Annotated in this window: 22 protein-coding genes, 1 rRNA gene, 1 other RNA gene and 2 pseudogenes; 16 read left to right on the top strand and 10 right to left on the bottom strand. The window is 48.3% G+C overall.

The genetic code is table 11. The features are described 5' to 3' along the window. The 3 genes from NBH15_RS25935 to NBH15_RS25925 all read right to left on the bottom strand — a co-directional run. A 16S ribosomal RNA gene (locus NBH15_RS25935) occupies nt 1-403 on the bottom strand; the annotation flags it as partial. A 526-nt stretch (nt 404-929) separates the two neighbouring features. Then, the gene (locus NBH15_RS25930; RefSeq protein ID WP_005641668.1) at nt 930-1,790 is read right to left on the bottom strand and encodes a sigma-70 family RNA polymerase sigma factor; all 861 of its coding nucleotides are present in this window, start codon (nt 1,788-1,790) and stop codon (nt 930-932) included. A 143-nt stretch (nt 1,791-1,933) separates the two neighbouring features. Next, nucleotides 1,934-3,511 carry a Do family serine endopeptidase gene (locus NBH15_RS25925; RefSeq protein ID WP_128133298.1) on the bottom strand — a complete coding sequence of 526 codons (1,578 nt, stop codon included), beginning with the start codon at nt 3,509-3,511 and terminating at the stop codon, nt 1,934-1,936. 494 nt (nt 3,512-4,005) lie between these two features. Here NBH15_RS25925 and rnpB point away from each other — a divergent pair. The 3 genes from rnpB (at nt 4,006) to NBH15_RS25910 (ending at nt 7,117) form a co-directional block, all read left to right on the top strand. Further along, an RNA gene (gene rnpB, locus NBH15_RS25920) (RNase P RNA component class A) lies at nt 4,006-4,362 on the top strand. A gap of 44 nt (nt 4,363-4,406) precedes the next feature. Further along, the gene (locus NBH15_RS25915) at nt 4,407-5,783 is read left to right on the top strand and encodes a YihY/virulence factor BrkB family protein (RefSeq protein ID WP_250823943.1); all 1,377 of its coding nucleotides are present in this window, start codon (nt 4,407-4,409) and stop codon (nt 5,781-5,783) included. Beyond that, a complete protein-coding gene (locus NBH15_RS25910) occupies nt 5,780-7,117 on the top strand; it encodes an MATE family efflux transporter (protein ID WP_250823942.1) in 1,338 nt (445 codons plus the stop codon). The genes NBH15_RS25915 and NBH15_RS25910 overlap by 4 nt, the downstream gene beginning before the upstream one ends. Nucleotides 7,118-7,186: 69 nt before the next feature. Here the strand turns inward: NBH15_RS25910 and NBH15_RS25905 are convergent, their stop codons facing one another. Beyond that, complete coding sequence (locus NBH15_RS25905; protein WP_007658648.1) at nt 7,187-7,789, bottom strand: riboflavin synthase; 603 nt, start codon at nt 7,787-7,789, stop codon at nt 7,187-7,189. Between the two features lie 88 nt (nt 7,790-7,877). On the opposite strand from NBH15_RS25905, the gene NBH15_RS25900 reads away from it, so the two are divergent. From NBH15_RS25900 to NBH15_RS25885, 4 genes are read left to right on the top strand one after another with little or no spacing between them, the layout of a single operon-like run. Further along, complete coding sequence (locus NBH15_RS25900; protein WP_046144950.1) at nt 7,878-8,219, top strand: TM2 domain-containing protein; 342 nt, start codon at nt 7,878-7,880, stop codon at nt 8,217-8,219. A 12-nt stretch (nt 8,220-8,231) separates the two neighbouring features. Beyond that, complete coding sequence (locus NBH15_RS25895; RefSeq protein WP_250823941.1) at nt 8,232-8,603, top strand: DUF2752 domain-containing protein; 372 nt, start codon at nt 8,232-8,234, stop codon at nt 8,601-8,603. Nucleotides 8,604-8,655: 52 nt separating this feature from the next. Continuing rightward, nucleotides 8,656-8,988, top strand: a complete 333-nt coding sequence (locus tag NBH15_RS25890) for an NINE protein (RefSeq protein WP_046144952.1) — start codon at nt 8,656-8,658, stop codon at nt 8,986-8,988. Between the two features lie 57 nt (nt 8,989-9,045). Beyond that, nucleotides 9,046-9,684 carry a hypothetical protein gene (locus NBH15_RS25885; protein WP_250823940.1) on the top strand — a complete coding sequence of 213 codons (639 nt, stop codon included), beginning with the start codon at nt 9,046-9,048 and terminating at the stop codon, nt 9,682-9,684. Nucleotides 9,685-9,756: 72 nt separating this feature from the next. Here the strand turns inward: NBH15_RS25885 and NBH15_RS25880 are convergent, their stop codons facing one another. From NBH15_RS25880 to NBH15_RS25865, 4 genes are all read right to left on the bottom strand, one after another. Further along, nucleotides 9,757-11,403, bottom strand: a complete 1,647-nt coding sequence (locus NBH15_RS25880) for a diphosphate--fructose-6-phosphate 1-phosphotransferase (protein ID WP_007658653.1) — start codon at nt 11,401-11,403, stop codon at nt 9,757-9,759. A gap of 104 nt (nt 11,404-11,507) precedes the next feature. Next, a complete protein-coding gene (locus NBH15_RS25875; RefSeq protein WP_046144954.1) occupies nt 11,508-12,158 on the bottom strand; it encodes a DUF1349 domain-containing protein in 651 nt (216 codons plus the stop codon). 124 nt (nt 12,159-12,282) lie between these two features. Continuing rightward, complete coding sequence (locus NBH15_RS25870; protein ID WP_046144955.1) at nt 12,283-12,501, bottom strand: hypothetical protein; 219 nt, start codon at nt 12,499-12,501, stop codon at nt 12,283-12,285. After that, the gene (locus tag NBH15_RS25865) at nt 12,467-13,039 is read right to left on the bottom strand and encodes an SWIM zinc finger family protein (RefSeq protein WP_250823939.1); all 573 of its coding nucleotides are present in this window, start codon (nt 13,037-13,039) and stop codon (nt 12,467-12,469) included. Before NBH15_RS25865 ends, NBH15_RS25870 begins: the two co-directional genes overlap by 35 nt. Before the next feature lie 394 nt (nt 13,040-13,433). Between NBH15_RS25865 and NBH15_RS25860 the strand changes: the two genes are divergently transcribed. Both NBH15_RS25860 and NBH15_RS25855 read left to right on the top strand, forming a co-directional pair. Next, nucleotides 13,434-14,669 carry a site-specific integrase gene (locus NBH15_RS25860; protein WP_250823938.1) on the top strand — a complete coding sequence of 412 codons (1,236 nt, stop codon included), beginning with the start codon at nt 13,434-13,436 and terminating at the stop codon, nt 14,667-14,669. Between the two features lie 12 nt (nt 14,670-14,681). Continuing rightward, nucleotides 14,682-15,044: a RhuM protein gene (locus NBH15_RS25855; protein WP_250823937.1), complete on the top strand. Its 363-nt coding sequence runs from the start codon at nt 14,682-14,684 to the stop codon at nt 15,042-15,044. A gap of 79 nt (nt 15,045-15,123) precedes the next feature. Here NBH15_RS25855 and NBH15_RS25850 read toward each other — a convergent pair whose 3' ends face one another. Continuing rightward, a complete protein-coding gene (locus NBH15_RS25850; RefSeq protein ID WP_250823936.1) occupies nt 15,124-15,426 on the bottom strand; it encodes a helix-turn-helix domain-containing protein in 303 nt (100 codons plus the stop codon). A 32-nt stretch (nt 15,427-15,458) separates the two neighbouring features. Next, a complete protein-coding gene (locus NBH15_RS25845) occupies nt 15,459-15,758 on the bottom strand; it encodes a helix-turn-helix domain-containing protein (protein WP_250823935.1) in 300 nt (99 codons plus the stop codon). A gap of 200 nt (nt 15,759-15,958) precedes the next feature. Here NBH15_RS25845 and NBH15_RS25840 point away from each other — a divergent pair, with 200 nt between their 5' ends. The 7 genes and pseudogenes from NBH15_RS25840 to NBH15_RS29580 all read left to right on the top strand — a co-directional run. Beyond that, nucleotides 15,959-16,327, top strand: a complete 369-nt coding sequence (locus tag NBH15_RS25840) for a helix-turn-helix domain-containing protein (protein ID WP_250823934.1) — start codon at nt 15,959-15,961, stop codon at nt 16,325-16,327. 3 nt (nt 16,328-16,330) lie between these two features. Continuing rightward, on the top strand, nt 16,331-16,681 hold the full coding sequence (locus NBH15_RS25835; protein WP_250823933.1) for a helix-turn-helix domain-containing protein: 351 nt from the start codon (nt 16,331-16,333) through the stop codon (nt 16,679-16,681). Between the two features lie 20 nt (nt 16,682-16,701). After that, entirely contained in the window at nt 16,702-18,291 is a 1,590-nt protein-coding gene (locus NBH15_RS25830; protein WP_250823932.1) for a DUF3945 domain-containing protein, read from the top strand. Nucleotides 18,292-18,346: 55 nt separating this feature from the next. Further along, nucleotides 18,347-20,437: a type IA DNA topoisomerase gene (locus NBH15_RS25825; protein ID WP_250823931.1), complete on the top strand. Its 2,091-nt coding sequence runs from the start codon at nt 18,347-18,349 to the stop codon at nt 20,435-20,437. Between the two features lie 166 nt (nt 20,438-20,603). After that, nucleotides 20,604-21,056 carry a DUF1896 domain-containing protein gene (locus NBH15_RS25820; RefSeq protein ID WP_250823930.1) on the top strand — a complete coding sequence of 151 codons (453 nt, stop codon included), beginning with the start codon at nt 20,604-20,606 and terminating at the stop codon, nt 21,054-21,056. After that, nucleotides 21,046-22,720: pseudogene (locus NBH15_RS29585) on the top strand (N-6 DNA methylase); the annotation flags it as partial. The gene NBH15_RS25820 and the pseudogene NBH15_RS29585, both read left to right, overlap by 11 nt. 74 nt (nt 22,721-22,794) lie before the next feature. Next, nucleotides 22,795-25,722: pseudogene (locus tag NBH15_RS29580) on the top strand (helicase-like domain-containing protein); the annotation flags it as partial. Between the last annotated feature and the right edge of the window lie 117 nt (nt 25,723-25,839).

The following is a 25,839-nucleotide window of genomic DNA, read 5'->3' as shown; positions in this document are numbered from 1 at the left end:
GACTTGGCTGGTTCAGGCTCTCGCCCATTGACCAATATTCCTCACTGCTGCCTCCCGTAGGAGTCTGGTCCGTGTCTCAGTACCAGTGTGGGGGACCTTCCTCTCAGAACCCCTATCCATCGTGGACTTGGTGAGCCGTTACCTCACCAACTATCTAATGGAACGCATGCCCATCTATCAGCGATAAATCTTTAACAAATATTTCCATGTGGAACCCCTGTTTTATGCGGTATTAGTCCGACTTTCGCCGGGTTATTCCCCTCTGATAGGTAGGTTGCATACGCGTTACTCACCCGTGCGCCGGTCGCCACCAATGTATTGCTACACCGTGCTGCCCCTCGACTTGCATGTGTTAAGCCTGTCGCTAGCGTTCATCCTGAGCCAGGATCAAACTCTTCGTTGTTTAAATTGTTATATCTCTATGCTCAGAATTCGTATTTTATTTCAAGTTATTGACGGTATTAATTATAATACTTGTACTACTTGTTGATATGTAAATCTTTCAAAGAACTCTTGTTGTTACACTCGCTTTATTTTAGCGAACGTGGATGCAAAGATAAGAACTTTTATTTCATACTTCCAAATGTTTTAGGAAGTTTTTTCTAAAAGTTTTTTTCATCATGTTTTGCAGTGCCGTTCTCTCTCGAATGCGGATGCAAAAGTAGTGCTTTACAACATACACTCCAAACTTTTATGAGATTATTTTTTCAACTAAATCGTTACTGACAGACTATAATTCTGAACGACTGATCGTTACAGGCATAAAAAAAATTACAACAATCCACTTCACGGTTTCGCATCTATTATTATTACTTATATAATGTACGCGAGAAATACAATCCCTAACAGCCAGGTCGGTATAAAAAAAACAAAAGCCCCGTATCCTTCTGGATATGGAGCTTTGTTTACCTCTTTGGTTTTACCCGAGGTCAACCTAAATACGATTTGAGGAGCTTGCTACGTGTTCCTTGTCTTAATCTTCTGATTGCTTTTTCCTTGATCTGGCGGACGCGCTCTCTAGTGAGGCCAAATTTGTCGCCAATCTCTTCCAATGTCATTTCCTGACAGCCTATACCGAAAAACATTTTGATTATCTCACATTCTCTTTCGGTTAGTGTAGCAAGTGCTCGATCAATTTCTTTTGCCAATGACTCGTTCATCAACGATCGGTCAGCGATAGGAGCGTCGTCGTTCACAAGCACATCCAAAAGACTGTTATCTTCGCCTTCTACGAACGGTGCATCCACAGAGATATGTCTTCCGGACACCTTTAGAGTATCTGAAATCTTATCTACAGGAATATCCAGTTCATCTGCCAGTTCTTCGGGAGAAGGTCTACGCTCATTTTCCTGTTCGAATTTAGAGAAGGCTTTGCTGATCTTATTCAGCGAACCAACCTGATTCAACGGAAGACGAACAATTCTAGACTGCTCTGCCAAAGCCTGCAAAATAGACTGACGAATCCACCATACAGCATAAGAAATGAACTTAAACCCTCTGGTTTCATCAAATTTCTCAGCCGCTTTAATCAATCCCAGGTTACCTTCGTTAATAAGGTCAGGTAAACTTAATCCCTGGTTTTGATATTGCTTAGCTACAGAAACGACGAAACGCAGGTTAGCTCTGGTTAATTTCTCCAATGCTCTCCGGTCGCCTCTTTTAATTGCCTGTGCCAATTCTACTTCCTCTTCTACTGTAATAAGATCTTCACGGCCTATTTCCTGAAGATACTTATCAAGCGAAGCACTTTCGCGATTGGTAATGGACTTTGTGATCTTTAACTGTCTCATCCAATGTTTTTAATTGAGAAATATCAGGGTGCAAAGATAATATTATTTTTATTGACAAAATTGGTCGAGTGCACCCTACACCCGACCAATTATAAACCTTTAACAATCTTCCCGCCAAATAAGACGAATATAACTTTATTTTATTATTCGGCTAGATCAATAGCATATACTTTTGTACGTCCGTTCGGATAAAAACCTTTTACAACGATGTAACGATCATCTGCATTACCTTTCAAGACCTTGTCTACCAACTTTTCGAGTTGTTCGGGTGTAGAGATCTTCTGGTCATTGACAATCATGATAACGAAGCCTTTCTGGATTCCGGCATCTTTCAATTTGCCTTTCAACAATCCTGTTACTTCAATACCGTAGCTTACACCAAGTTCGCGTTTTTGTTTATCCGTCAACGCTTTAAAAGCGGCTCCAAGAACATCTGCACTGCTGTCACCTGCGCTCTTCACAACAGATGTGCTTCCTTGTGCATTACGAAGTTCCACAGTAAATTTCTTATTGCTTCCATTACGATCTACAGTAATTTCCACTTTATCTCCGGGACGATATTTGCTGATTTGTTCCTGCAAAGCATTAGCATTCTTTACTTTCGCACCATTTACAGCAATAATCACGTCACCTTTTTCGATACCGGCTTCTTTAGCTGAACTTCTTTCTGCGAAATCTGACACGCAAGCCCCTTCAGAGACCTTTATTTTCGACTTCAGTTCAGTCAACTCTTCTTTCAACTTACTATCCAGGTTCGGATAACTCAACTGATCAGCAATATCACCTACACTCATCATCAAGACTCCAAGGATTGCACGCTGTACAGTACCATACTGTTTCAAGTCGCTTGCCACCTTACCTGCAATACTGATAGGAACAGCAAATGAATATCCGGCAAAGTTTCCTGTTTCAGAATAGATAGCCGTGTTGATACCAATCAGTTCACCTTTTGTATTCACCAAAGCCCCCCCACTATTACCTGGGTTTACGGCAGCATCCGTCTGGATAAATGATTCGATTTTACTTCTGTCACCTCCCATAGAGATTCCACGGCCTTTGGCACTAACGATACCGGCAGTAACTGTCGATGTCAGGTTGAACGGGTTACCAACAGCCAGCACCCACTCTCCTACCTTCAATTTTTCAGAATCACCGAACGGAATAGTCGGAAGATCTTTTGCATCTACTTTTATCAATGCAATATCTGTCGTAGGATCCGTTCCGATCAGTTTAGCCGAAAACTTACGGTTATCATTCAATGTCACTTCCAATTCATCCGCCCCGTCAATCACATGGTTATTTGTGATAATATATCCATCTGTGGAAATAATAACACCTGAACCAGATCCGACACGAGGCTGCGGTTGCGGACGCTGAAAACCTCCTCCGCCTCTTCCTCCAAATCCGAAGAAGTACTCAAAAGGATCGACATATTGCTGCTGTCCTCTGCCATCATCAGCATACTGCTTGGCATTGGTTGTAGCTTTAATATGCACTACCCCATGCACGGTACTTTCTGCCGCTTGGGTAAAATCGGTATTTTCCGCTGCCACTGCATTCAATCCGGCATATCGAACAGGCTGGTTGAATGTGTTCGTAGAATCGGTGACATAAACCGGCTGTTTCTTATTCATTAAATAAGCACTTGTTCCAACGGCTGCCCCCGTACTAATCGCAGCAACAAGAACGACTCCCAGCACATTTTTCCACATTGTTTTCATACTTTTTCTATTTTATCAAACATTTAAATTTAACACTTTTCTTTCGACAAAGAAAGTTCAAAAAACGTGCGATTATTCCATTTGCCTATGATTTTTTATCACTTTTAACGACGAATTATACGGGGTTAACGGCACTTAACAGTACTGTGTATTGCAAAGTACCTTTTTAACAATCATCCGCCTGTCAAATGGTCATGCTTTCAGTAATATAACAGCAGAAACGGCAGAATGTTCATATCAGTTGACAGATGACAGGTGACAATTGGCAGGTAAAAAAGGGGCATCCTTTGCTTATTAAGTAGTTCTTAACCTACTTATTAAGTAACTCTTCGCTTACTCGATAAGTAGCCTACCCTGCTACTTACTAAGTAAGCCGGCGTCTACTTAGTAAGTAACTCAAAAGCAACCCGAAAGACAACCCGTTCCTGTCTTTCCTCAAAATTGTCAATTATCAACCGCCAACTGTCAACTAAAATAGTTATCTTTGTCGCATTGCAGCCTGTCGGTCTGTCGCTCATCTTCGGATGTGAGGAAAGTCCGGGCAACAAAGAGCACCATACTTCTTAACGGGAAGTTGTCCGCAAGGGCAAAGTAGTGTAACAGAAAATAACCGCCGGACTCGTCCGGTAAGGGTGAAAAGGTGAGGTAAGAGCTCACCGGGTCCTGTAGCAATACGGGATGCCGTACGCCTTATGGGTTGTAAGGTCATGTATACCGGCGTATGTAGGATTGCTCGTCCGATGCCGGGGGGTAGACCGCTAAAGCTTGCCGGTGACGGTAAGACAAGATAAATGGCAGACACTCCAACTTCGGTTGAAGCACAGGACCCGGCTTACAGGCAGGCTGCATTTTTTTATTCATCCGGCAAACACCTTTTGCCCCTACAAATCACAGCATGAAGAAGAAGACGGATAAAAAGACTGCTGATAAAAAGCCGCTGATAGAACGGATCAACGCCTTGCTGACAAGAACCATTCGTTTTGTAACTTACGACATCTGGAGAATTACAGAAAATGAAGTAAGCGGCCTGAAAGAACGTTATATCAACACGATCAAAACAGTCATACTTGCCGTACGCGGTTTCAACAGCGAGAATCTGCAAACAAAGGCATCCGCACTTACTTACAGCACCTTTCTGGCTATTGTCCCCTTATTGGCAGTATTGGTCGGCATCGCCAAAGGTTTCGGCTTTCAGGCTACTGTCCGGAAAGAACTGCTCTATTATTTCCCCGGACATAAGAACGAACTTAATAAAGCATTCCAGTACGTAGAGAATTATCTGGCACAGGCACAAGGCGGCGTCATCATCGGGATCGGTCTTGTCCTGTTGTTCTATACGGTCATCAACCTGATCTCCTCCATCGAAGATACCTTCAACGATATATGGCAAATAAAAAAGTCACGTCCATGGTACAGGAAAATATCAGACTATCTGGCGCTCTTCCTTATATTGCCAATACTGATGACTGCCTCCAGCGGGCTTTCTATCTTTGCCTCCACCCTGCAAAATTCATTTCTGAGCAATTACCTTTTTTTCACGCCACTGGTCGAACTTGCCCTGAATGTCGTACCTTATATTATTACCATAATGGCTTTTACAGGTCTTTATGTATCATTACCTAACACAAAAGTCAGGTTCATCAACGGCCTGATGGCAGGTATAATTGCCGGTTGCGCCTTTCAGTTCTTCCAATTTATTTATATCAGCGGACAGATCTGGGTTAGTAAATACAATGCTATCTATGGTAGTTTTGCCGCCTTACCTTTATTATTACTATGGTTACAATTATCCTGGCTGATCTGCCTTTTCGGGGCTGAATTATCTTATGCTTCACAAAACGTAAAGAAGTTCAGCTTTGAACGTGACAGCAAGAACATCAGCCGCAGATACAAGGATTTTCTTACGCTGCTTATATCTTCCCTTATCATAAAAAGGTTTGTCAAAGGAGAGAAACCCTATACGGCAGATGAACTGTCGGATGCCTACCGTATCCCCATCCGCCTCACGACAGACATACTTTATCTGCTTACCGAGCTGGGAATCATTATAGAGGTAAATTATGGAGATGATGAACGTGTCGCCTATTATCAGCCGGCCATCGACATAAACCAAATAACGGTAGGCTATCTGTTTGCCAAAATGGATGAATATGGTTCTGAAAATTTCAAGATAGACACTTCCAAACTTTTTACCAAAGAATGGCATGCCTTGCTGAAAACCCGGGAAGATATGATTAAAGCAAACGATAATATCTTACTCAAAGATTTATGAACACCTCAGACCTGACGCACGGCCCGGTTTGGAAAGTGATCGTACGCTTTGCTTTACCATTACTTATCGGAAACTTATTGCAGCAACTCTATAATATTACCGACAGTATTATCGTCGGACAATTTTTAGGGAAAGAAGCATTAGCTGCCGTTTCCGCCTCTTTCTTTATATATTACTTTATTATATCACTCGTTATCGGTGTCGGAAGTGGAACTTCCGTAGTCGTTTCGCAATTTTTCGGAGCCAAACAATATGACAAAGTGCAACGTGCTTTCTCCTCCTTTTTCATTTTTATGCTGGTAGCAGGCATTGCCCTTTCAATTGCCGGAATCATATTCGCCGAACCTATCTTCCGCCTGACCAACACACCGGAGGAAGTCATACCCGATGCCGTCGCTTATTTCAGGATTTACATAGGAGGAACATTCCTGTTCGTCACATTCAATAGTATTATTTCCATATTAAGAGGCGTGGGGGAATCCGTACGCCCTATGATCTTTATTTTCATCACCACCGTATTGAATATCGTCCTCGATTTACTATTTATCGTTGGCTTCGGCTGGGGAATCGAAGGAGCGGCACGCGCAACCGTCATAGCGCAGGGAATCGGAATGTGTGTAGCTTTAGGTTATGTAAACAACACCCACCCGCTCCTATCCATCAAAAAACAAGATTTACTGTTCGACATGAAGCTATTCAAAGAAGGATTGAAAATAGGACTCCCCACCAGCGTACAACAATGCGCGATCGCTTTGGGACTGATTGCTCTTCTAGGAATAGTGAACGGCTTCGGCACCGATACCCTGACCGCTTACGGTGCCGCCGGGAAAATCGACACGATCATTACACAAGCTGTCCTGACACTATCCGGCGCACTGGCTGCATTCTGCGGACAAAACATCGGAGCCGGCCGCTTCGACCGTGTATGCAAAGGACTACGGTTCACCATGCTGGTCAATGTCATATTCAGCGTGGTCACCTTCACAGCTATTTACTTCTTCGGGGAGGAAATGATGCGCGCCTTCACCAACGACCAGGCAGTAATTGCGATCGGAAAAGAATATTTACTGATCATCGGGGGATTCTTCATTGTGCACGGAGCTTTGAATATCTACAATGGTGCACTTCGGGGAGCCGGAGACACGATTTTCACAATGGTGACCAGCCTGCTTTGCCTGTGGCTAATCCGCATTCCGCTGGCTTACCAGCTAAGTACCTGGTACGGCCGCCAGGGAATATGGTGGGCTATCGGGATCAGTATCGGCATAGGATTGGTTATTACGTACATATATTATAAGACAGATATCTGGAAGAAAAGATGTGTTGTAAAATAAACGACAGAACGCTTCGGGATAAATGCCCGGTCGCTCTGCCGTTATTTCTTTACTAAAAGAGGAAATCTTTCATTTGAACTGCATCATTTTGCTGATGTATTTACCGACGATATCAAATTCCAGATTTACTACAGTTCCTTTTTCGATCCGGCAGAAGTTTGTATTATCGTGTGTGTAAGGGATGATAGCCACCTCGAAACTATTCTGCTGAGAGTTGCAGACAGTCAGGCTGACACCATTTACACAAACAGATCCCTTTTCCACGGTCATATATCCCTGCTGCGCCATCGCCTTGTCGAAAGTATATTCAAATGTATAATACCAGCTTCCGTCCGCTTCGCGTACATTCGTACAAACAGCCGTCTGATCCACATGTCCCTGAACGATATGTCCGTCCAGACGACCGTTCATCATCATGCTTCGTTCAAGATTTACCAGATCACCGACTTTCAGCAGTCCCAGATTGGAACGGTCCAGCGTTTCCTGGATAGCTGTCACCGTATAAGTTTCGTCGGTCAGGTTCACCACTGTCAGACAAACGCCGTTATGTGCCACACTCTGATCGATTTTCAGCTCATTTACAAATGAACACTTCATCGTGATATGCAGGTTTCCCTGATCTGCATTCAACGCAACTACCTGAGCAGCTTCTTCTACAATTCCTGAGAACATAGTATTGTGTTGTTTAAATTAATATTATCAGGTTCAAAGATACGAAAAAACACTATATTTGTCGTTAGTAACTTAATCTATAAAAATTATGGACGCACAAAAAGTGGATATGTTCCTCATGACAAACAGTAGCAAACTACCTGCCAGTCATATACCTATCATCAGGGATCGTCTGTTGGACATGGACGAATCCAAGCTGATTTATTTACAAACCTGCGATTTCAAAGACCCGACTATCATACTTATTATTTCCGTTTTCCTCGGTTCATTGGGTATCGACCGTTTTCTGATCGGCGATGTAGCCTTGGGTGTCGGCAAACTGGTCACTTTAGGCGGTTGCGGGATCTGGATGATTATCGACTGGTTTCTGATCATGGATGCGACGAAAAAGAAGAATCTGGAACAGTTGCAGAATATATTAATGTTCTAATCCCTGCTACTTGTGGGAAAGAGAAATAAATATGCATATCTTGCTGTAGCCATTATAGCGGGATATGCATTATTATCATTTCCCTGCATTTTCCACACAATGACAGGATATCCGTGTCCGGCCTGCGGAACGCGTTGTGCAATTCATGCCCTACTGAACGGAGATATAGGCGATTCAATCCTCATCAATCCTTATGGATTACTCTTTGTTTTGCTGGTTGTCTTCTTTATTACAGGTATCGTTTTTGACTTCGTACGAAAAAGGCATACGTTCCGGGATTGGCTGAAAAAAGCGGAGCGCAAGCTGGCAAATAAGTATATTCTTACATTCATTATTCTATTAACAATACTGAACTGGATATGGAATATCCACAAAAGATTGTAAAAGAACCAGGAAATACTTATATTTACACATTATAAATCTACTGACTAAAAATATGGAAGCTGATAAAGTCGATAAATTCCTTCTGGCTAATGAGAGTAAATTTCCGGATTACGAAATTCCCATCCATAAGCTGCTCAATCTCCCCCCGGAGAAAGAGACTCTTTTAGAAGACACCCATTTCAGAAGTCCGGGAAAAATACTACTTCTCTCCATTTTCCTCGGTGTGACCGGTTTGGACCGTTTCCTGATCGGGAACATAGGCAAAGGCTTTGGCAAACTTCTTACCGGCGGCGGCCTCGGAATATGGTATATTGTCGATTGGTTCCTGATCACCGGGGCGACCAAGCGATACAATATGAATAAGTTGATGACGATCCTATCATAAGTCAACCCAATATTTTGTATATTGCCACTGTATTAATATTAATAAAAACAATTATATATGGAAACTACACAAGATCCGATAGACCGGCTTTCTCAATCAATGATGGACCATTCGATATGCCGCAGAGCAATATTAATATATACGCTACTGACCGGGTACTCGCTTTTCGACTCTATCCAGACTAAAAAGAATTATACGAAATGCAACATCACGTATAAAGACGCAGAGTTCATCTCTGACCGGTTCGGAGAAATAACAGGTATAGATATTGCTCCTGAAAAATTTCTGCACGATAAAAACCAGCTGGCCGACGAATTGCTTGACGATTATCAGGAATATCAGTCTTTACTGGCAAACTACGACGAGAATACGCGCTCCATGGTTATAGCGTTTTACCAGTTTTTGTTTTATTATCGCAAATTGCCTCATGAAGTAATCCTGACTTTAGAAATTGCTTTGTCTGCATTTCTGAAATATGTATCCGGAAATATAAATAAAAAGGAATTAAAAAAACAGATTATCGACTTCGATATTCTCAATCAAAAAACTATCAAAGTAGACTCTATGTATGTACGTCACAATTTCGTCTGCATGGAAAAAGACTTCAATGACATCTGCCTCAAGAAAGCAAACAGGATACTGAAACAGGCAGGCGAAGCCCCACTGAGCAAGTATACAATAGATGTCAGCATATAAGACATTACCGTAAAAAAATAGAGGTAAAGCCTAAGCCTTACCTCTATTATATAAAGATATGATCTCTCTATCTTATTTTGCCTGTTCCAACTGCAATGTCTTAGTCGGTTCGTCGCAAACTTCTGTCGGACCGAAGTACTGGATCGGACCCGGATAAACGTAACTGGTAGTCAATGCCCATTCGTCGCGGTTAGCAGCGAATTTCTTGAAAGGAGCACCATCCAGTTTAACCAACGCTTTCTGGATAACCGGCTTCATTTCGCCATGACGTTTTTCCATGTTCATCATCATTGTTACAGGGATACCACCGGCAATCCACTTTTCAGCAGGAGCAGTCGTATTACGTACAGATGACATATAACCGGTCTTACCTGCTGCGATCAGGCAAGAAGCTGTGTAACCTAATGAATAGCAATAGTCTGCATCGTAGTTAGACGGAGCAGCGCAACGTCCTTCATAACCGAAGAAGTGGTGCAATGCAGAGAATTTACCGTTGTATTTACCGGCTTTCTTCCATTCGTCCAATTTCTTGCCAACCATTTCAGACAGCAATTTTTCTGTTTCGATCAGAGAAACCTGAACGTTTCCGTGCGGGTCGCGGTCCAAAGACAACTGACGGGCAACGCCTTCCGGAAGAGAAGCATACAGGTCAGAGTTTTCTTTAGTCAGCTTGCTGATGATATAAGCACGCTGTTCGCTCTTCTTGATCATCTTGAATTCAGCATCGTGTTTAGCCAGGAAGTCGTTCAGTTCGGCGATCAGACGTTTCATAGCCGGAACGAATTCGATCAGACCTTCGGGGATCAGTACGGTACCGAAGTTTTGACCGTTTTCTGCACGTTTTGCAACGATTTCAGCAACATAAGTCACGATATCGTCCAAAGACATATTTTTAGCTTCCACTTCTTCTGAAACGATAGCGATGTTCGGCTGAGTCTGCAAAGCACATTCCAGTGCGATGTGAGATGCTGAACGGCCCATCAGTTTGATGAAGTGCCAGTATTTCTGAGCTGAGTTACAGTCACGTTGAATGTTACCGATAACTTCCGAGTAAACTTTACAAGCCGTATCGAAACCGAAAGAAGTTTCAATCTGTTCGTTCTTCAGGTCACCATCGATAGTCTTCGGACAACCGATAACCTGTACACCAGCGTTGATAGCTTTGTAATATTCAGCCAGTACGCAAGCATTTGTATTAGAGTCGTCACCACCGATAATAACAAGTGCCTTGATGTCCAGTTCTTTCAGGATTTCCAGACCCTTGTCGAACTGTTCTTTTGTTTCCAGTTTAGTACGACCTGAACCGATCATATCGAAACCGCCTGTATTACGATATTCGTCGATAATATCAGCAGTCAGTTCCATATATTTGTGATCGATCAGACCACCGGGACCCAGGATAAAGCCATACAGGCGGGAATCCTTGTTTGTAGCCTTCACACCGTCAAAGATACCGGCAATCACATTATGACCACCAGGAGCCTGACCACCGGAAAGGATTACACCTACATTGATAGCAGGCATTTCTTTCTTTTCGTTGCTCTTTTCAAAAGTAACGATCGGCATTCCGTACGTGTTAGGGAATAATTTCTTGATGTCTTCCTGATCGGCTACTGATTCTGTGTATTCACCATCTACGGCTTTTACAGCACCTTTCAATGCAGCGGGTACCTTAGGTTGGTAAGCTGCTCTTGCAATTTGTAATGCGCTCTTTGTCATTTCTTAATCTGATTTATATAGATATTATCTGATTCTTATCTAAAGCGGTGCAAATATAGAAATATTTCTCCAATCATGAAAGATAAGAATAACCGATTAGATCTTTATTCCGCATTTTTCTTCAGCCACTCGAGTCTGCGCATATCAGGCAGGTGCTTTACTTCAAAGTGTTCAAACTTCGCATTGAAGCCGTTCCCGTCGGGGCAGGCAGCCATAAAACCGACCTTTACCGGAATATTATCCTGCAACCAGGCGTTACGCATCATCGTGTATGTTTTATCGTCGAACGAATAGAATATTTCTACCGCATCCAGGCGTCTGACTGCTTTGATCCAGATATACGGAACAGGCTTATCCAGCGAGATCACACTCCAGTCGCTCGTTTTATGGGTAACGACAGTACTTAGATTGAATTTACCGTCTACAAACTCGATACCCGCCTTGATATAATTCTCATGGTCGATACGGAGCATCAGTCCGGCCTGGTCGAAACGCGCTTTATACTCGCCTGTCACCTTCACTTTTACTTCAAACTCGCCACCATAAGTGGCATAATAAAAAGGAGCGTCATCGACCGTAAACCCATAATGGGAGATACGCCAGTAATCGCTTTGCGGAGTGACAAACATGGATAATGCCTTATCATTTATCTCCCACTTTGCCGGTTCATTGAACCATTGCATCTTTTCCAACGTCTGTGCAGACGTCATTTGTATCGACAGGAAAGCCAGTGCTCCCAAAATCATTTTCTTCATTATTTTCTTCAATTATAAATTGGTCGGATTATATAAGTCAGTCCTTATTATTGCCTGCTCTAGCTATTTAAGACCACTTGATAAATGTCTCATGCAAAGATATTGAGATTTATTGAAAAACCGCCTAGAAATCTTTCAATATCCCCATCATGGCAGTTCTCCGTTTATACGCCTGACGGAAAACATCCACAAGGAGGCGGACTTCCTGCTCTCCTCCTTTCAGCTTCAGCATTTCTTTCAGTGCTTTTGCCACGTATTCATAATGCGATCGGTCTGTATTCTTTTCGGCATAAACCTGAACATGTGAACTAAAACGCTCCAACAAATCTTCCGGTTCTCCCATATCCACTGCCGGACGGTGAGGATAGAAAACACCTTTCCACTTCCTGACAATAATCCGTATCAAGGCTCTCTGTATTCCGATCAGGAATAAATTGTTGTTTCAAAGCATTCCTGAAATCAACATGATGAACAGCGTATTCCGATAAAAACGACATCAATTGCTTCTTGTCTGCGATAGCAAGTATCTCGTCGATTTCAGCCTTGACTGTCTCAGAAGAAAAGCCACTGCTCTTACTCTCCGTCTCTTCTGCCTGGATAAAATATTTTTCCGTCTTTTTCCTTTCTCTGATCGCTAACAATGTGGCAACCACATGCTTGCACATATCTCCTTCATAAGGACAATCACAGATATAATCCATGACCTTATCATCTTCAAGGGTTACTTCCACTGTATAATCCTCAGTACCCAGAACAGTTGCAACCCATTCCTCGGGAGAATCTTCTTCCAGATTTCTCACTGCTCCCTGCCTATAATAAGATATACCGCGCTCCCATATCTGAGGAAGCGCATAATTTTCAAAATTCGATAGTGTTATCATGATGCTCGTTTTGCAAGAATACAAAAATACATGATTCCTGGAAGAAACGGTAATGTTATTATGCAAAGTTACGCATAAAAAGTGGAATATGGAAAAGCTGGGTAAAGATATTGATAGGTAGGCGTTTTAGGCAATATCCTCAAAAAGCATGAAGGCGATAAAAGCCATTTTTCAGTCAGGTTAGGACTTCACTACGTTACTTGTCCGTAACCATGCAGAAAATGGGCCGCCCGACTGCTTGCAGAATGACGAAGATAGCTATTTTATAGTGAGTTACCGACATCTCACGCAAAAATAATTTGCCTCAGACAAAGATTGCACCGTTCCTCCGTGTTTTGCGTACCGACGAAGGATTCTTCACCGACTAATTTTGAACCTAAAAAAATTAAGGACGATGAAGAGTACATTTTCAGTAATCTACTACCTCAAGCGTCAGGTAGTGAAAAAGGACGGGACAGTACCCGTCATGGGACGCATCACGGTGGACGGCAGCCAGACGCAGTTCAGTTGCAAACTGACCGTCGATCCCAAGCTGTGGGACACCAAAGGCGGACGTGTCACGGGCAGAAGCACGGCGGCACTCGAAACGAACCGTATGCTCGACAAGATGCGGGTGCGCATCAACAGGCACTATCAGGAAATCATGGAGCGTGACAACTTCGTCACGGCGGAAAAGGTGAAGAACGCCTTTCTCGGACTGGAACACCGCTACCACACGCTGATGCAGGTGTTCCAACAGCACAACGAGGACTACGCCAAGCAGGTGGAGGCAGGCATGAAAGCCAAAGGCACGCTCTTGAAGTACAAGACCGTTTACAAGCACCTGCAAGAGTTCCTCACCATCCGCTACCATGTGAAGGACATCGCCCTGAAAGAGCTTACGCCAGCTTTCATCTCCGACTTCGAGATGTTCCTGCGCACGGACAAACACTGCTGCACCAACACCGTGTGGCTGTATGTCTGCCCGCTTCGGACGATGGTGTTTATCGCCATCAACAACGAGTGGCTCACTCGCGACCCGTTCAGGGAGTATGAAATCAAGAAGGAGGAAACGACCCGCAGTTTCCTGACGAAAGACGAAATCCGTCTGCTGATGGAAGGAAAACTAAAAAACGCAAAACAGGAGTTATATCGTGATTTATATCTGTTCTGCGCCTTCACGGGCCTGTCGTTCGCCGATATGCGCAACCTTACGGAAGATAATATCCGCACTTACTTCGACGAACACGAGTGGATAAACATCAACCGCCAGAAAACGGGCGTGGTGTCCAACATCCGCCTGCTCGACATAGCGAAGCGCATCATCGACAAATACCGTGGACTGTGCGGGGACGGCAGAATTTTTCCTGTCCCCCATTATAACACGTGCCTTGCCGGAATCCGTGCCGTCGCCAAACGTTGCGGCATTACCAAGCATATCACATGGCATCAGAGCCGCCACACGGCAGCCACGACGGTCTTCCTTTCCAACGGCGTGCCCATCGAAACGGTCAGTTCCATGCTGGGACACAAGAGTATCAAGACAACGCAGATATACGCGAAAATCACCAAAGAGAAGCTCAACCAAGACATGGAGAATCTTGCCGCAAGGTTGAACAGCATCGAGGAATTTGCAGGTTGCACCATCTAAAACAGAAAAGCCATGAAACGAGACATAATCATCATTGAGGACAAGACGGTCAGCGTAACCGGCAACGAGGTATGGATGACCGCCGGAGAAATCGCCGGACTGTTCCACACGGGTGTTCCGGCAGTAAACGCCGCCATCAGAGCCGTCCGCAAGACGGATGTGCTTAACGACTACGAGGTATGCCGCTACATACAGCTTGAAAACGGTCTGCACGCAGATGTCTATTCGCTTGAAATCATCATTCCCGTCGCCTTCCGGCTGAACACCTACTGCACGCACGTTTTCCGCACATGGCTGGTTGGAAAGGTGCTCTCGAAGGAAAAGCGGCAGACATACGTGATGTTCATACAGAACGGGAAAGCCGGGTACTGCTGAACACGCATACACACCGACAAAAAGGAAACGGACAGCCCGTTGAGGAGTTGTCCGTTTTCTTTCTTACATACCTACCTGTTTATTTAACCGGTTTCCGATAGTTTGTCTCCAGCACTTCGCGCAGTCCCGATTCTGGGTAAAGCACCTTCCCGCCCAACAGGATGAAAGGCAATATGCGGTTATTCCTGTATTCCTGCAAGGTACGGCGGCTCACACGGAGCAGTTCCGCCACCTCCCTGTCCGTCAGGTAACGTTCACCGTCCAGCGGAGGACTGTAACTTTCCAGAAAGTCAGAAAGCCATTTCGAGTTCTTCTGCATATTCTGCAACAACACAGTCACAGATTCAGTGTCCATTGTGATGACATTGTTTTCTTCGTTCATTCTGCATAAGTTTTTTTCAGGTGAATACTTGGTTAACGGTCCGCCGGGTAAATCGTTCCGACCAATGGAATGACCCTTTTCACATCTTCCGGCTTGTAATAGAACCGACAGCCAATCTGCGAGTAGCCGATAAAGCCCCTGTCACGCAGTTTCATCAATGTGCGCGGGCTGATTCTCAACTGCCGGCATACTTCATCGCCGGTGAGCCATCTGGCAAGCCGCCTCTCATCACCCTTGCGCTGCAAGGCGGCTACTTTCTCCACGAAAGCACCCATCCGTGCCATCATCTCGTCGAAAGTCTTTTTCTCAATAGATACTATTTCCATATTCATACGATTTATGAGTTTGCGCAAAGGTAACGAGACCTTATGGAACAGGTGCAGTTTCCTGCTAAAAGGCAGCTTGTTGCGTCATTCTGCCGGGTTACGGAGCCATTCCCGATAAAAATCTTGCGTGAGTCACGTAGTGAGTTGTTAAAACTGCCTTTGTTTATTGCCGAACTTTGCCCCGGAAACAATAAAAACGACAGTATATGAAAGTGATAACAATTGAAAGTTCCGCATATAAGGCTATGATGGAACAGATTGCGGAAATAGCCGGATATATCCGCGAATTAAAAGAGGAAAGGCAACGGCAGGAGGCGGAAACAAAAGACCGGTTACTCGACACCGCCCAGACCGCCGGGCTGCTGAACGTGAGCGTCCGTACCCTGCAACGCATGAGGGACGAACACCGTATCGAGTACATAATAGTGCGCGGCAAATGCCGTTACCGCCTTTCCGAGATACAAAGACTGCTGAACGACAATACGGTCAGGAACAAAGAGGAAACGATTGACGCCTTGTTCCACAACTTTGCTTTGCGCACGGGCGGCGGCAAACCCAAGAGAAGGAGGACATAGGATATGGAACTGCTTACCCGAAACAATTTCGAGAGCTGGATGCAGAAGCTGATGGAACGGCTCGACCGTCAGGACGAACTGCTGCTGTCCATGCAGCCGTCTGGCAAAGCCCCGGACCCGATGGAACGTATCAGGATGTTCGACAACCAAGACCTCTGTATGCTGCTCCAGATCAGCAAGCGCACCCTGCAACGCTACCGCAGCATCGGCGCACTGCCGTACAAGACGCTCGGCAAAAAGACCTATTACAGCGAGGAGGACGTGCTGACGTTCCTTTCCGGACACGTAAAGGACTTCAAAAAAGAAGATATAGCCTTCTACAAGGCTCGTATCCATAATTTCTTTCAAAAATAACCCATTAAAACATTTTTCAAATGGCAAAGAAAAAAGACGAAAAGGACGTGCTGATAGTCCGTGACGAAAAGACGGGCGAGATCAGCGTGGTAGCCGGGCTGGACGCCGACGGCTCCCCCAAGCGCACCCCCGCGAAAGCGGAGAACGCGCAGAGTTTCCTGCAATTCGACCGCCACGGCGATATGCTGGACAACTTCTTCAAAAACTTCTTCCGGCAGTGCAAGGAACCCAGCCGATTCGGTTTCTACCGTGTCGCGGCAGACCAAGCCGACCATCTGCTGGAGGTGATGAAAGACCTGCTGAAAGACCCCGGAGCCAACAAGGAACTTCTCGCGCCCCACAAGGTGGACACCTCCGGCTACGAGAAGCAGGTGAAGGAAGAACAGACCGCCGGGATGCCGGAACAAAAACAGGAAGGACAACCAAAAGAAACCCAAAAACAGGAAAACATGGAACAGAATCAGGAACAAAATCAGAATCAGGAAAGCCCGCAGCAGATGCAGGGCAGACGGGGCTACCAGCCCATCGACGAGAGCAAAATCAACTGGCAGGAGCTGGAGGATAAATGGGGCGTGAAGCGTGACGACCTTGAGAAGTCTGGCGACCTGACCAAGATGCTCAACTACGGAAAGTCCGACTTGGTGAAGGTGTCGCCCAAATTCGGTGGCGAGGCTTTCGATCTGGACGCCCGCCTTTCATTCAAGAGGGACGCTGAAGGCAATGTCAGCCTCGTGCCTCACTTCATCCGCAAGGAACAGAAGCTCGACGAATACAAGGAACACAAGTTCTCCGACGAGGACCGGAAGAACCTGCGTGAAACGGGCAACCTCGGCAGGGTCGTGGACCTCGTGGACAAGGAAACGGGCGAGATTACGCCCTCGTTCATCAGCATCGACCGCAAGACGAACGAGATTACCGATGTCCCCGCAAACAGGGTACGCATACCGGAGCGCATCGGCAAGACGGAAATCACGCCGCAAGAGCGGGATATGCTCCGCGCCGGTCTGCCCGTGCGCGACAAACTCATCGAGCGCAACGACGGCAGAAAGTTCGTCACCACCCTGCAAGTGAATGTCGAACAGCGCGGTGTGGAGTTCGTGCCGGGAACCGGCAAGTCGCCCCATGCCGCACAGACGCAGGAGGACAAGGAGAAACAGGCGCAGGGTCAGGGCGCAGAAAACGCCGCAGCCACCCGGAAGGAGCAACGCCGCAACACATGGACGAACGCCGACGGCAGCATCCGCCCCATCAGCAAATGGAGCGGCGTGAACTTCACCGACCAGCAGAAAGCCGACTACGCGGCTGGCAAGGCTGTAAAACTGGAGAACGTTACCGACAAACAGGGCTTCCACGCCACGATGTACATCAAGTTCAACCCGGAGAAGGGACGCCCGTACCGCTACGACACCAACCCCGACAACGCGCAGAAGGTAGCCCCGTCCAACGAGAGCCGCACGCAGGTGGCGGTGAACGACGAGGGCAAGACCAACGAGGCTACCAAGAACCTGAAAGAGCCGTTGCAGAAAGGACAGACCGCCCCGAAGGACGGCAAGCAGCAACAGCAGCAGGAGAAGCCGCAGAAGAAAAACGGCAAGGGCATGAAGATGTAATATCCCCCGACCGCCACTAAATCCAAAGTAATAATCCATTAAAAAGTAAAACAGCATGAAGACAATCATTGCAGAAAAGCCATCCGTGGCACGTGAGATCGCCCGCATCGTGGGCGCGACAAAGAGAGAGGAAGGATATTTCGAGGGAGGCGGCTACGCCGTGACATGGGCGTTCGGACACCTCGTCCAGCTTGCCATGCCCGACGGCTACGGCATACGCGGCTTCGTCCGCGACAACCTGCCCGTCATCCCCGGAACCTTCACGCTCATTCCCCGTCAGGAAAAGACGGAGAAAGGCTACAAGCCTGACAGCGGCGTGGTGTCACAGATAAAAATCATCAGCCGTCTTTTCAAGGATAGCGAACAGATCATCGTGGCGACCGATGCAGGACGCGAAGGTGAGCTTATCTTCCGATACCTCTACCACTATATCGGCTGTTCCACTCCTTTCGTGCGCCTGTGGATAAGCTCGCTTACAGACAAGGCTATCCGCGAGGGACTGCGCAACCTCGAAGAAGGGAGCAAGTATGATAATCTCTACCTTGCCGCCAAAGCGCGGAGCGAATCCGATTGGCTCGTGGGCATCAACGGCACGCAGGCACTATCCATCGCCGCCGGACACGGCACATACTCCGTCGGACGGGTGCAGACGCCCTCGCTGGCGATGGTGTGCGCACGCTATTGGGAGAACCGCCGTTTCACTCCCGAAACCTTCTGGCAGCTCCATATCGCCGCAGACGCAGGCGACGGCGAAGTGGTGCAACTCTCATCTTCTAAGAAATGGAAAGAAAAAGAACCTGCCACAGCACTATATAATAAGGTAAAGGAAGCAGGCACAGCCACCGTCACGAAAGCCGAGCGCAAGGAGAAGGTTGAGGACACACCGCTCCTGTATGACCTGACCACGCTCCAGAAAGAAGCCAACGCCAAGCACGGTTTCACGGCGGAGCAGACGCTTGAAATCGCGCAGAAGCTCTACGAGAAGAAACTCATCACCTATCCGAGAACCGGAAGCCGCTACATCCCCGAAGATGTGTTCGCGGAAATACCCAAGCTGCTATCCTTCGTTACCGGACTTCCCGAATGGGCGGGCGAAGTAGGTGTCCCCGTCACGCCCACCCGCCGCAGCGTGGACGGCGGCAAGGTAACAGACCACCACGCCCTGCTCGTCACGGGCGAGAAGCCGCTGTTTCTCTCCAAAGAGGACGGCATCATCTACCACATGATAGCCGGGCGCATGATGGAGGCATTCTCCGAAAAGTGCGTCAAGGACACCGCCACCGTCACGGCGGAGTGTGCCGGAGTGGAGTTCACGGTGAAAGGCAGCGTCATCAGACAAGCCGGATGGCGTGCCGTCTATTTCGAGGACGACAAGGAGGAGACTTCCATCCCCTGCTGGCAGGAGGGCGACACGCTGACACTGAAAGCCGCCTCCATCACGGAGGGAAAGACCAAGCCCAAGCCGCTGCATACCGAAGCCACCCTGCTGTCCGCAATGGAAACGGCAGGCAAGGAAATCGAGGACGATGCGCTGCGTCAGGCTTTGAAGGACTGCGGCATAGGCACGCCCGCCACACGTGCCTCCATCATCGAGACGCTTTTCAGACGCGGCTATATGGAACGCTGCAAGAAGTCGCTTGTACCCACCGAAAAGGGGCTTGCTCTCTATTCGGTCGTGAAGACGATGCGCATCGCCGACGTCGCCATGACGGGCGAATGGGAGAAGGAGCTGGCACGCATCGAGCGCGGGGAACTGCCCGCCGACACCTTCCGCAAGGAAATAGAGGCGTACACAAAGGAGATCACCTCCGAACTGCTCTCGTGCGACAAGCTGTTCACCCGCAGGGATTCCGGCTGCAAGTGTCCCAAGTGCGGAACGGGCACGATGCAGTTCTACGGCAAGGTGGTACGCTGCGACAACACGGAGTGCGGGTTGCCCGTGTTCCGCCTGAAGGCGAACCGTACCCTCACCGACGACGAGATAAAAGACCTGCTCACCGACGGACACACGAAGCTGCTCAAAGGCTTCAAGAGCAAACAGGGCAAGAGCTTCGATGCCATAGTAGCCTTTGACGGGGACTACAACACGACTTTCGTGTTTCCCGAAAGGAAAACGACCAAGAAATTTTCAGGACGGAAGAAATAGTATTAACTTTGCCACTGGTTCAGAGTAATGAATTGTTCTTCGATACCGGATTACACTCATACTTTGGATTTAGTGGTGGCACTCGGAGGGATACCGGGTGCCTTTTTCTTCTCCTTTCAGACAATTATCCCGGTCATGATTTACCAATCCACTAAAATCCAAAGTAATGAACAACAAGAAGAAAAACGAGGGTCAGACCGACTTTTCCTATTACGGTCTGTATCTGCTTGACTATCTCCGAACAAACAGGTTTGAACAGGCAAACGACGAAGCCTTCATCCGTGAACGCGCCGACCGTGCCGCAGAAGCGTATGAACGGGCAAGGCTCGAAGACTATCCCGCCGATGGTGCGCAGGAACTGGCGATGAGGACGCTGACGGAGGGACTTCGCTACTCCAAGTACGCCATCCTGCGCGAAGTCGTGGAAACCGAGTTTGCTGACGACGTGCCGGAAGCGGAGCGTGAAGCCTTCACCCTGAAACTGCTGCCGCTTGTCGAAAACGTATTCTCCATTTATGACCTTTCGGACGACAATTTCGCCCTGTCGCCCGAATATGATTTGCTCTACACGGAGCTGACGGGGGCTGTCGTCCTCTACATAGAGGAATATGGCGTTTAACCGCAAACAAAGGCTGCGGGACAACATCGAGGCGATACGGACGGCATTCATCCTTGACAGGGAACAGAGAACGGCAACAGCCGAAGAACAAGTGATACTCCGGAAGTATTGCGGCTTCGGCGGGCTGAAATGTATTCTGAACCCTGCGAGGGAACTGACGGATGCCGTCCACTGGGCGAAATCCGACCTCGAACTGTTTGCCCCTACCGTGGAGCTGCACAGGCTGATACGGGAGAACAGCCGTGACGACATAGAGTACAAACGGTTTGTGGATTCGCTGAAAGCGTCCGTGCTGACAGCCTTCTACACTCCGAAAGAGATAACAGACACCATAGCCGATGTGCTGGCGGATTACAGTGTCCGCCCGTCGCGTGTGCTGGAGCCGTCAGCCGGTGTCGGCGTTTTCGTGGACGCAGTGCTGCGGCACAGTCCCGACGCGGATGTGATGGCGTTTGAAAAAGACCTCCTCACAGGTACTATCCTGCGACAGCTCCACCCCGACAAAAAGATGCGCATAGACGGTTTTGAGAAAATCGAAAAGCCGTTCAACAACTATTTCGACTTGGCGGTGTCCAACATCCCGTTCGGTGACATAGCCGTATTCGACGCGGAGTTTCAAAGGAGCGAATCTTTCGGCAGACGCTCGGCGCAGAAAGCCATCCATAACTATTTTTTCCTGAAAGGTCTGGACACGGTGCGCGACGGCGGCATCGTGGCTTTCATCACGTCGCAGGGTGTATTGAACAGCACCAAGACTTACGTGCGCAACGAACTGTTCCGTCAGGCGAATCTGGTATCGGCAATCCGCCTGCCCAACAACCTGTTTTCGGACAATGCGGGGACAGAGGTGGGCAGCGACCTGATTGTCCTGCAAAAGAACCTGCACAAGACGGAACTGTCGCAGGATGAACGGCTGCTGACCGTGATACAGACGGACACGAATACGAATCTGACGGACAACGCCTATTTCATCCATCATCCCGAACGCATCGTGCATACGACCGCGAAACTCGACACCGATCCTTACGGCAAACCCGCTATGGTCTATACGCACGAGGGGAAAACCGCAGGCATCGCGGAGGACTTGCGCCGTATGCTTGACGAGGACTGCCACATGAGGCTTGCCATGCGCCTGTATTCGGGAGCAATCGGGCAAGCGAGGGAACAAAAAGCGGTTGCCGTTGAAGTCAAGCCGGAACAGCCTGCCATGAAGCCGGAAGCGACAATTACGGCACGGACGGAAGAAGCCCAAGCCGGAAAACCGCAACCAATAGAAGAAAAGCCGGAGATAGAGCCACGCCGCCCGCAATACTCGGCCGGCGTGCAGCTCTCCCTGCTTGACCTCTGGGGCATGACCGAGGAAGTCAATAAGCAGGAAGCACCCGCCAAGAAGAAAAAGGCGGCGAAAAAGGAAAGCACGGCAAAGCGTACCATTCCTAAACCGAAGCCGCCGGTTACGGCAGTTCCTCACGCTGAAACTGTCAATCCTGCAACCGAAAGCAGGGAGGTAAAGCCGGAAAATGCCGGAACGCAAAGCGACCTTGAAGATATTTATGCCACATTGGACTGGGATACCAATCCGCCCATCAACGGCTTCTATGAAACGATGATGAGCCTGACACCGGAACGGCGCAAGGAGCTTCGCAGGCTGGCAGCGGAACATCAGGAGCAACGGGTGAACGGAGCGGACATAAAAGACGCTCCCGCTCCTGCCATGCCGGAAAAAGAAACAACGCAACAACCCGAACTACAACCGGAAGTCGCGCCTGTTCCAGTAGAGGACAAAACCGAAAAAGCGGCGGCATCCCTTTTCCCTGAATTTGAAACGGAAAAACCGAAGGAGGAACCGCTCGACCTTTCTCCCCGTCCGTTCAACGGTCTGCTGGAGCCGCACCACCGTGACGGCTCGATGGTACTGGACGCTTCCCGTAATCTCGGCTACCTGAAAGACATCACGCCTTACGGTGCGACATTCCAGCCGCTTGATCTGACCGGCTACCAGAAGGAGAAAGCTATGCTGTATGTGTCGCTCCGTGACGCATACGAGCGGTTGTACAGTTACGAGGCGGAGTATCACGATGAAGGGTCAGCGCAACGCGAAACGTTGAATACCTACTACGACGAGTTCATCATGCGCTATGGCAACCTCAACGCCAAACATAACGTGAAGTTGGTGATGATGGATGCCGGAGGGCGTGACATTCTTTCATTGGAGCGTGCGGAGGACGGCAGGTTCGTCAAGGCGGACATATTCGACCGCCCTGTTTCCTTCTCCGTGGAGAACTACGCAAATGCAGGCTCTCCCGAAGAAGCCCTGTCCGCGTCGCTCAACAAGTTCGGCATGGTCAATCTCGACTATATGCGGACGATTACCGACAGCACGGAGGAGGAACTGCTCCATGCCCTTGACGGACGCATCTTCTATAATCCGCTCGTAACCGGTTACGAGATTAAAGACCGCTTCATCGCGGGAAACGTGATAGAGAAGGCGGAACGCATAGAGGCATGGATGGAGGGTAATTCCGAAAACGAAAGATTGTCGGAGGTGAAACAGGCTTTGGAGGCTTTGAAGGAAGCCGAACCGCAGCGCATAGCCTTCGAGGATCTCGATTTCAACTTCGGGGAACGCTGGATTCCCACGGGTGTCTATTCCGCCTACATGAGCCACCTTTTCGGCACGGAAGTGAAAATCGCCTATTCCGCCAGTCTGGACGAGTTTTCCGTGGCGTGCAGCCATAAGAATTTCAAAATCTGGGACGAGTTCTGCGTAAGGGGATATTACCGTACTTATGACGGCATGAGCCTGTTGAAGCACGCCCTGCACAACACCTGCCCAGACATGATGAAGTCCGTAGGCAAGGACGAGCATGGCAACGACATCAAGGTGCGCAACAGCGAAGGCATACAGCTCGCCAACGCCAAGATTGACGAGATACGCAACGGATTCTCCGAATGGCTGGAAGAGCAGTCGCCGCAGTTCAAGGAGCGGCTGACGACGATGTATAACCGCAAGTTCAACTGTTTCGTGCGCCCGAAGTATGACGGATCGCACCAGACTTTCCCAGACCTCAACCTCAAGGGGCTTGCAAGCCGTGGAGTAAAGGACATCTATCCGTCGCAGAAGGATTGCGTCTGGATGCTGAAACAGAATGGCGGCGGGATATGCGACCACGAGGTGGGGACCGGCAAGACGCTGATAATGTGCATCGCGGCACATGAGATGAAGCGTCTGAACTTGGCGCACAAGCCGATGATTATCGGCTTGAAGGCGAACGTGGGAGAGATTGCCGCCACCTATCAGGCTGCCTATCCGAACGCCCGCATCCTCTACGCATCGGAAAAGGATTTCTCGCCTGCCAACCGCGTGCGCTTCTTCAACAACATCAGGAACAACGACTACGATTGCGTCATCATGTCGCACGACCAGTTCGGGAAAATACCGCAGTCGCCGGAGTTGCAGCAGCGCATCCTGCAGGCGGAGCTTGACACGGTGGAGGAAAACCTCGAAGTGCTGCGGCAGCAGGGCAAGAACGTGTCGCGGGCGATGCTGAAAGGGCTGGAGAAGCGCAAGTACAACCTTATAGCTAAATTGGATAAGGTGGAACACGCCATCAAATCCCGCACGGACGACGTGGTGGACTTCAAGCAGATGGGTATCGACCACATTTTCATTGATGAGAGCCACCAGTTCAAGAATCTGACTTTCAACACCCGCCATGACCGTGTGTCAGGGTTGGGAAACTCGGAAGGGAGCCAGAAAGCCCTGAATATGCTCTTTGCCATACGCACCATACAGGAGCGCACGGGCAAGGACTTGGGGGCGACATTCCTGTCCGGCACGACAATTTCCAACAGTCTGACGGAATTGTACCTGCTCTTCAAATACCTGCGACCGAAGGAATTGGAACGGCAGGACATCCGCTGCTTCGACGCTTGGGCGGCGATTTTCGCCAAAAAGACGACGGACTTCGAGTTCAACGTGACGAACAACGTGGTGCAGAAAGAGCGTTTCCGCTACTTCATCAAAGTACCGGAGCTTGCCGCCTTCTACAATGAGATTACCGATTACCGCACGGCGGAGGACGTGGGTGTGGATCGTCCGCACAAGAACGAGATACTGCACCATATACCGCCTACGCCGGAACAGGAGGACTTCATACAGAAGCTGATGCAGTTCGCCAAGACGGGCGACGCCACGCTGCTGGGCAGACCGCCTCTGTCTGAAACGGAGGAGAAGGCGAAGATGCTCATCGCTACCGACTATGCACGGAAGATGGCACTCGATATGCGCATGATAGACCCGAATTACGAAGACCATCCCGACAACAAGGCTTCCCACTGCGCCAAGATGATTGCGGAGTATTACCACAGATACGAGGCGCAGAAAGGAACGCAGTTCGTATTCTCGGATTTGGGCACGTATCAGCCGGGCGACGGGTGGAACGTGTACAGCGAGATAAAGCGGAAATTGACGGAGGACTACGGCATACCGGCAAGTGAGGTGCGCTTCATTCAGGAGTGCAAGACCGACAAGGCTCGTAAGGCGGTGATAGATGCCATGAACGCCGGGACGGTGCGTGTGCTGTTCGGCTCCACAAGTATGCTCGGAACGGGCGTGAACGCGCAGAAAAGGTGTGTGGCAATCCATCACCTTGATACACCGTGGGTGCGACATGAAGTCGCATAGATAATTGTTGGAATGATACTCTAAGTATCAGCTTTAACCCGCTGTTCCGTCAGCGGTAGCCTACCGACCGATGCACCTTAATGTTGTATTAAGCGG

It is taken from the genome of Parabacteroides caeci, assembly GCF_023656795.1.
GTDB lineage: Bacteria > Bacteroidota > Bacteroidia > Bacteroidales > Tannerellaceae > Parabacteroides > Parabacteroides segnis.
This window is presented reverse-complemented; position numbering and strand designations above follow the sequence as displayed.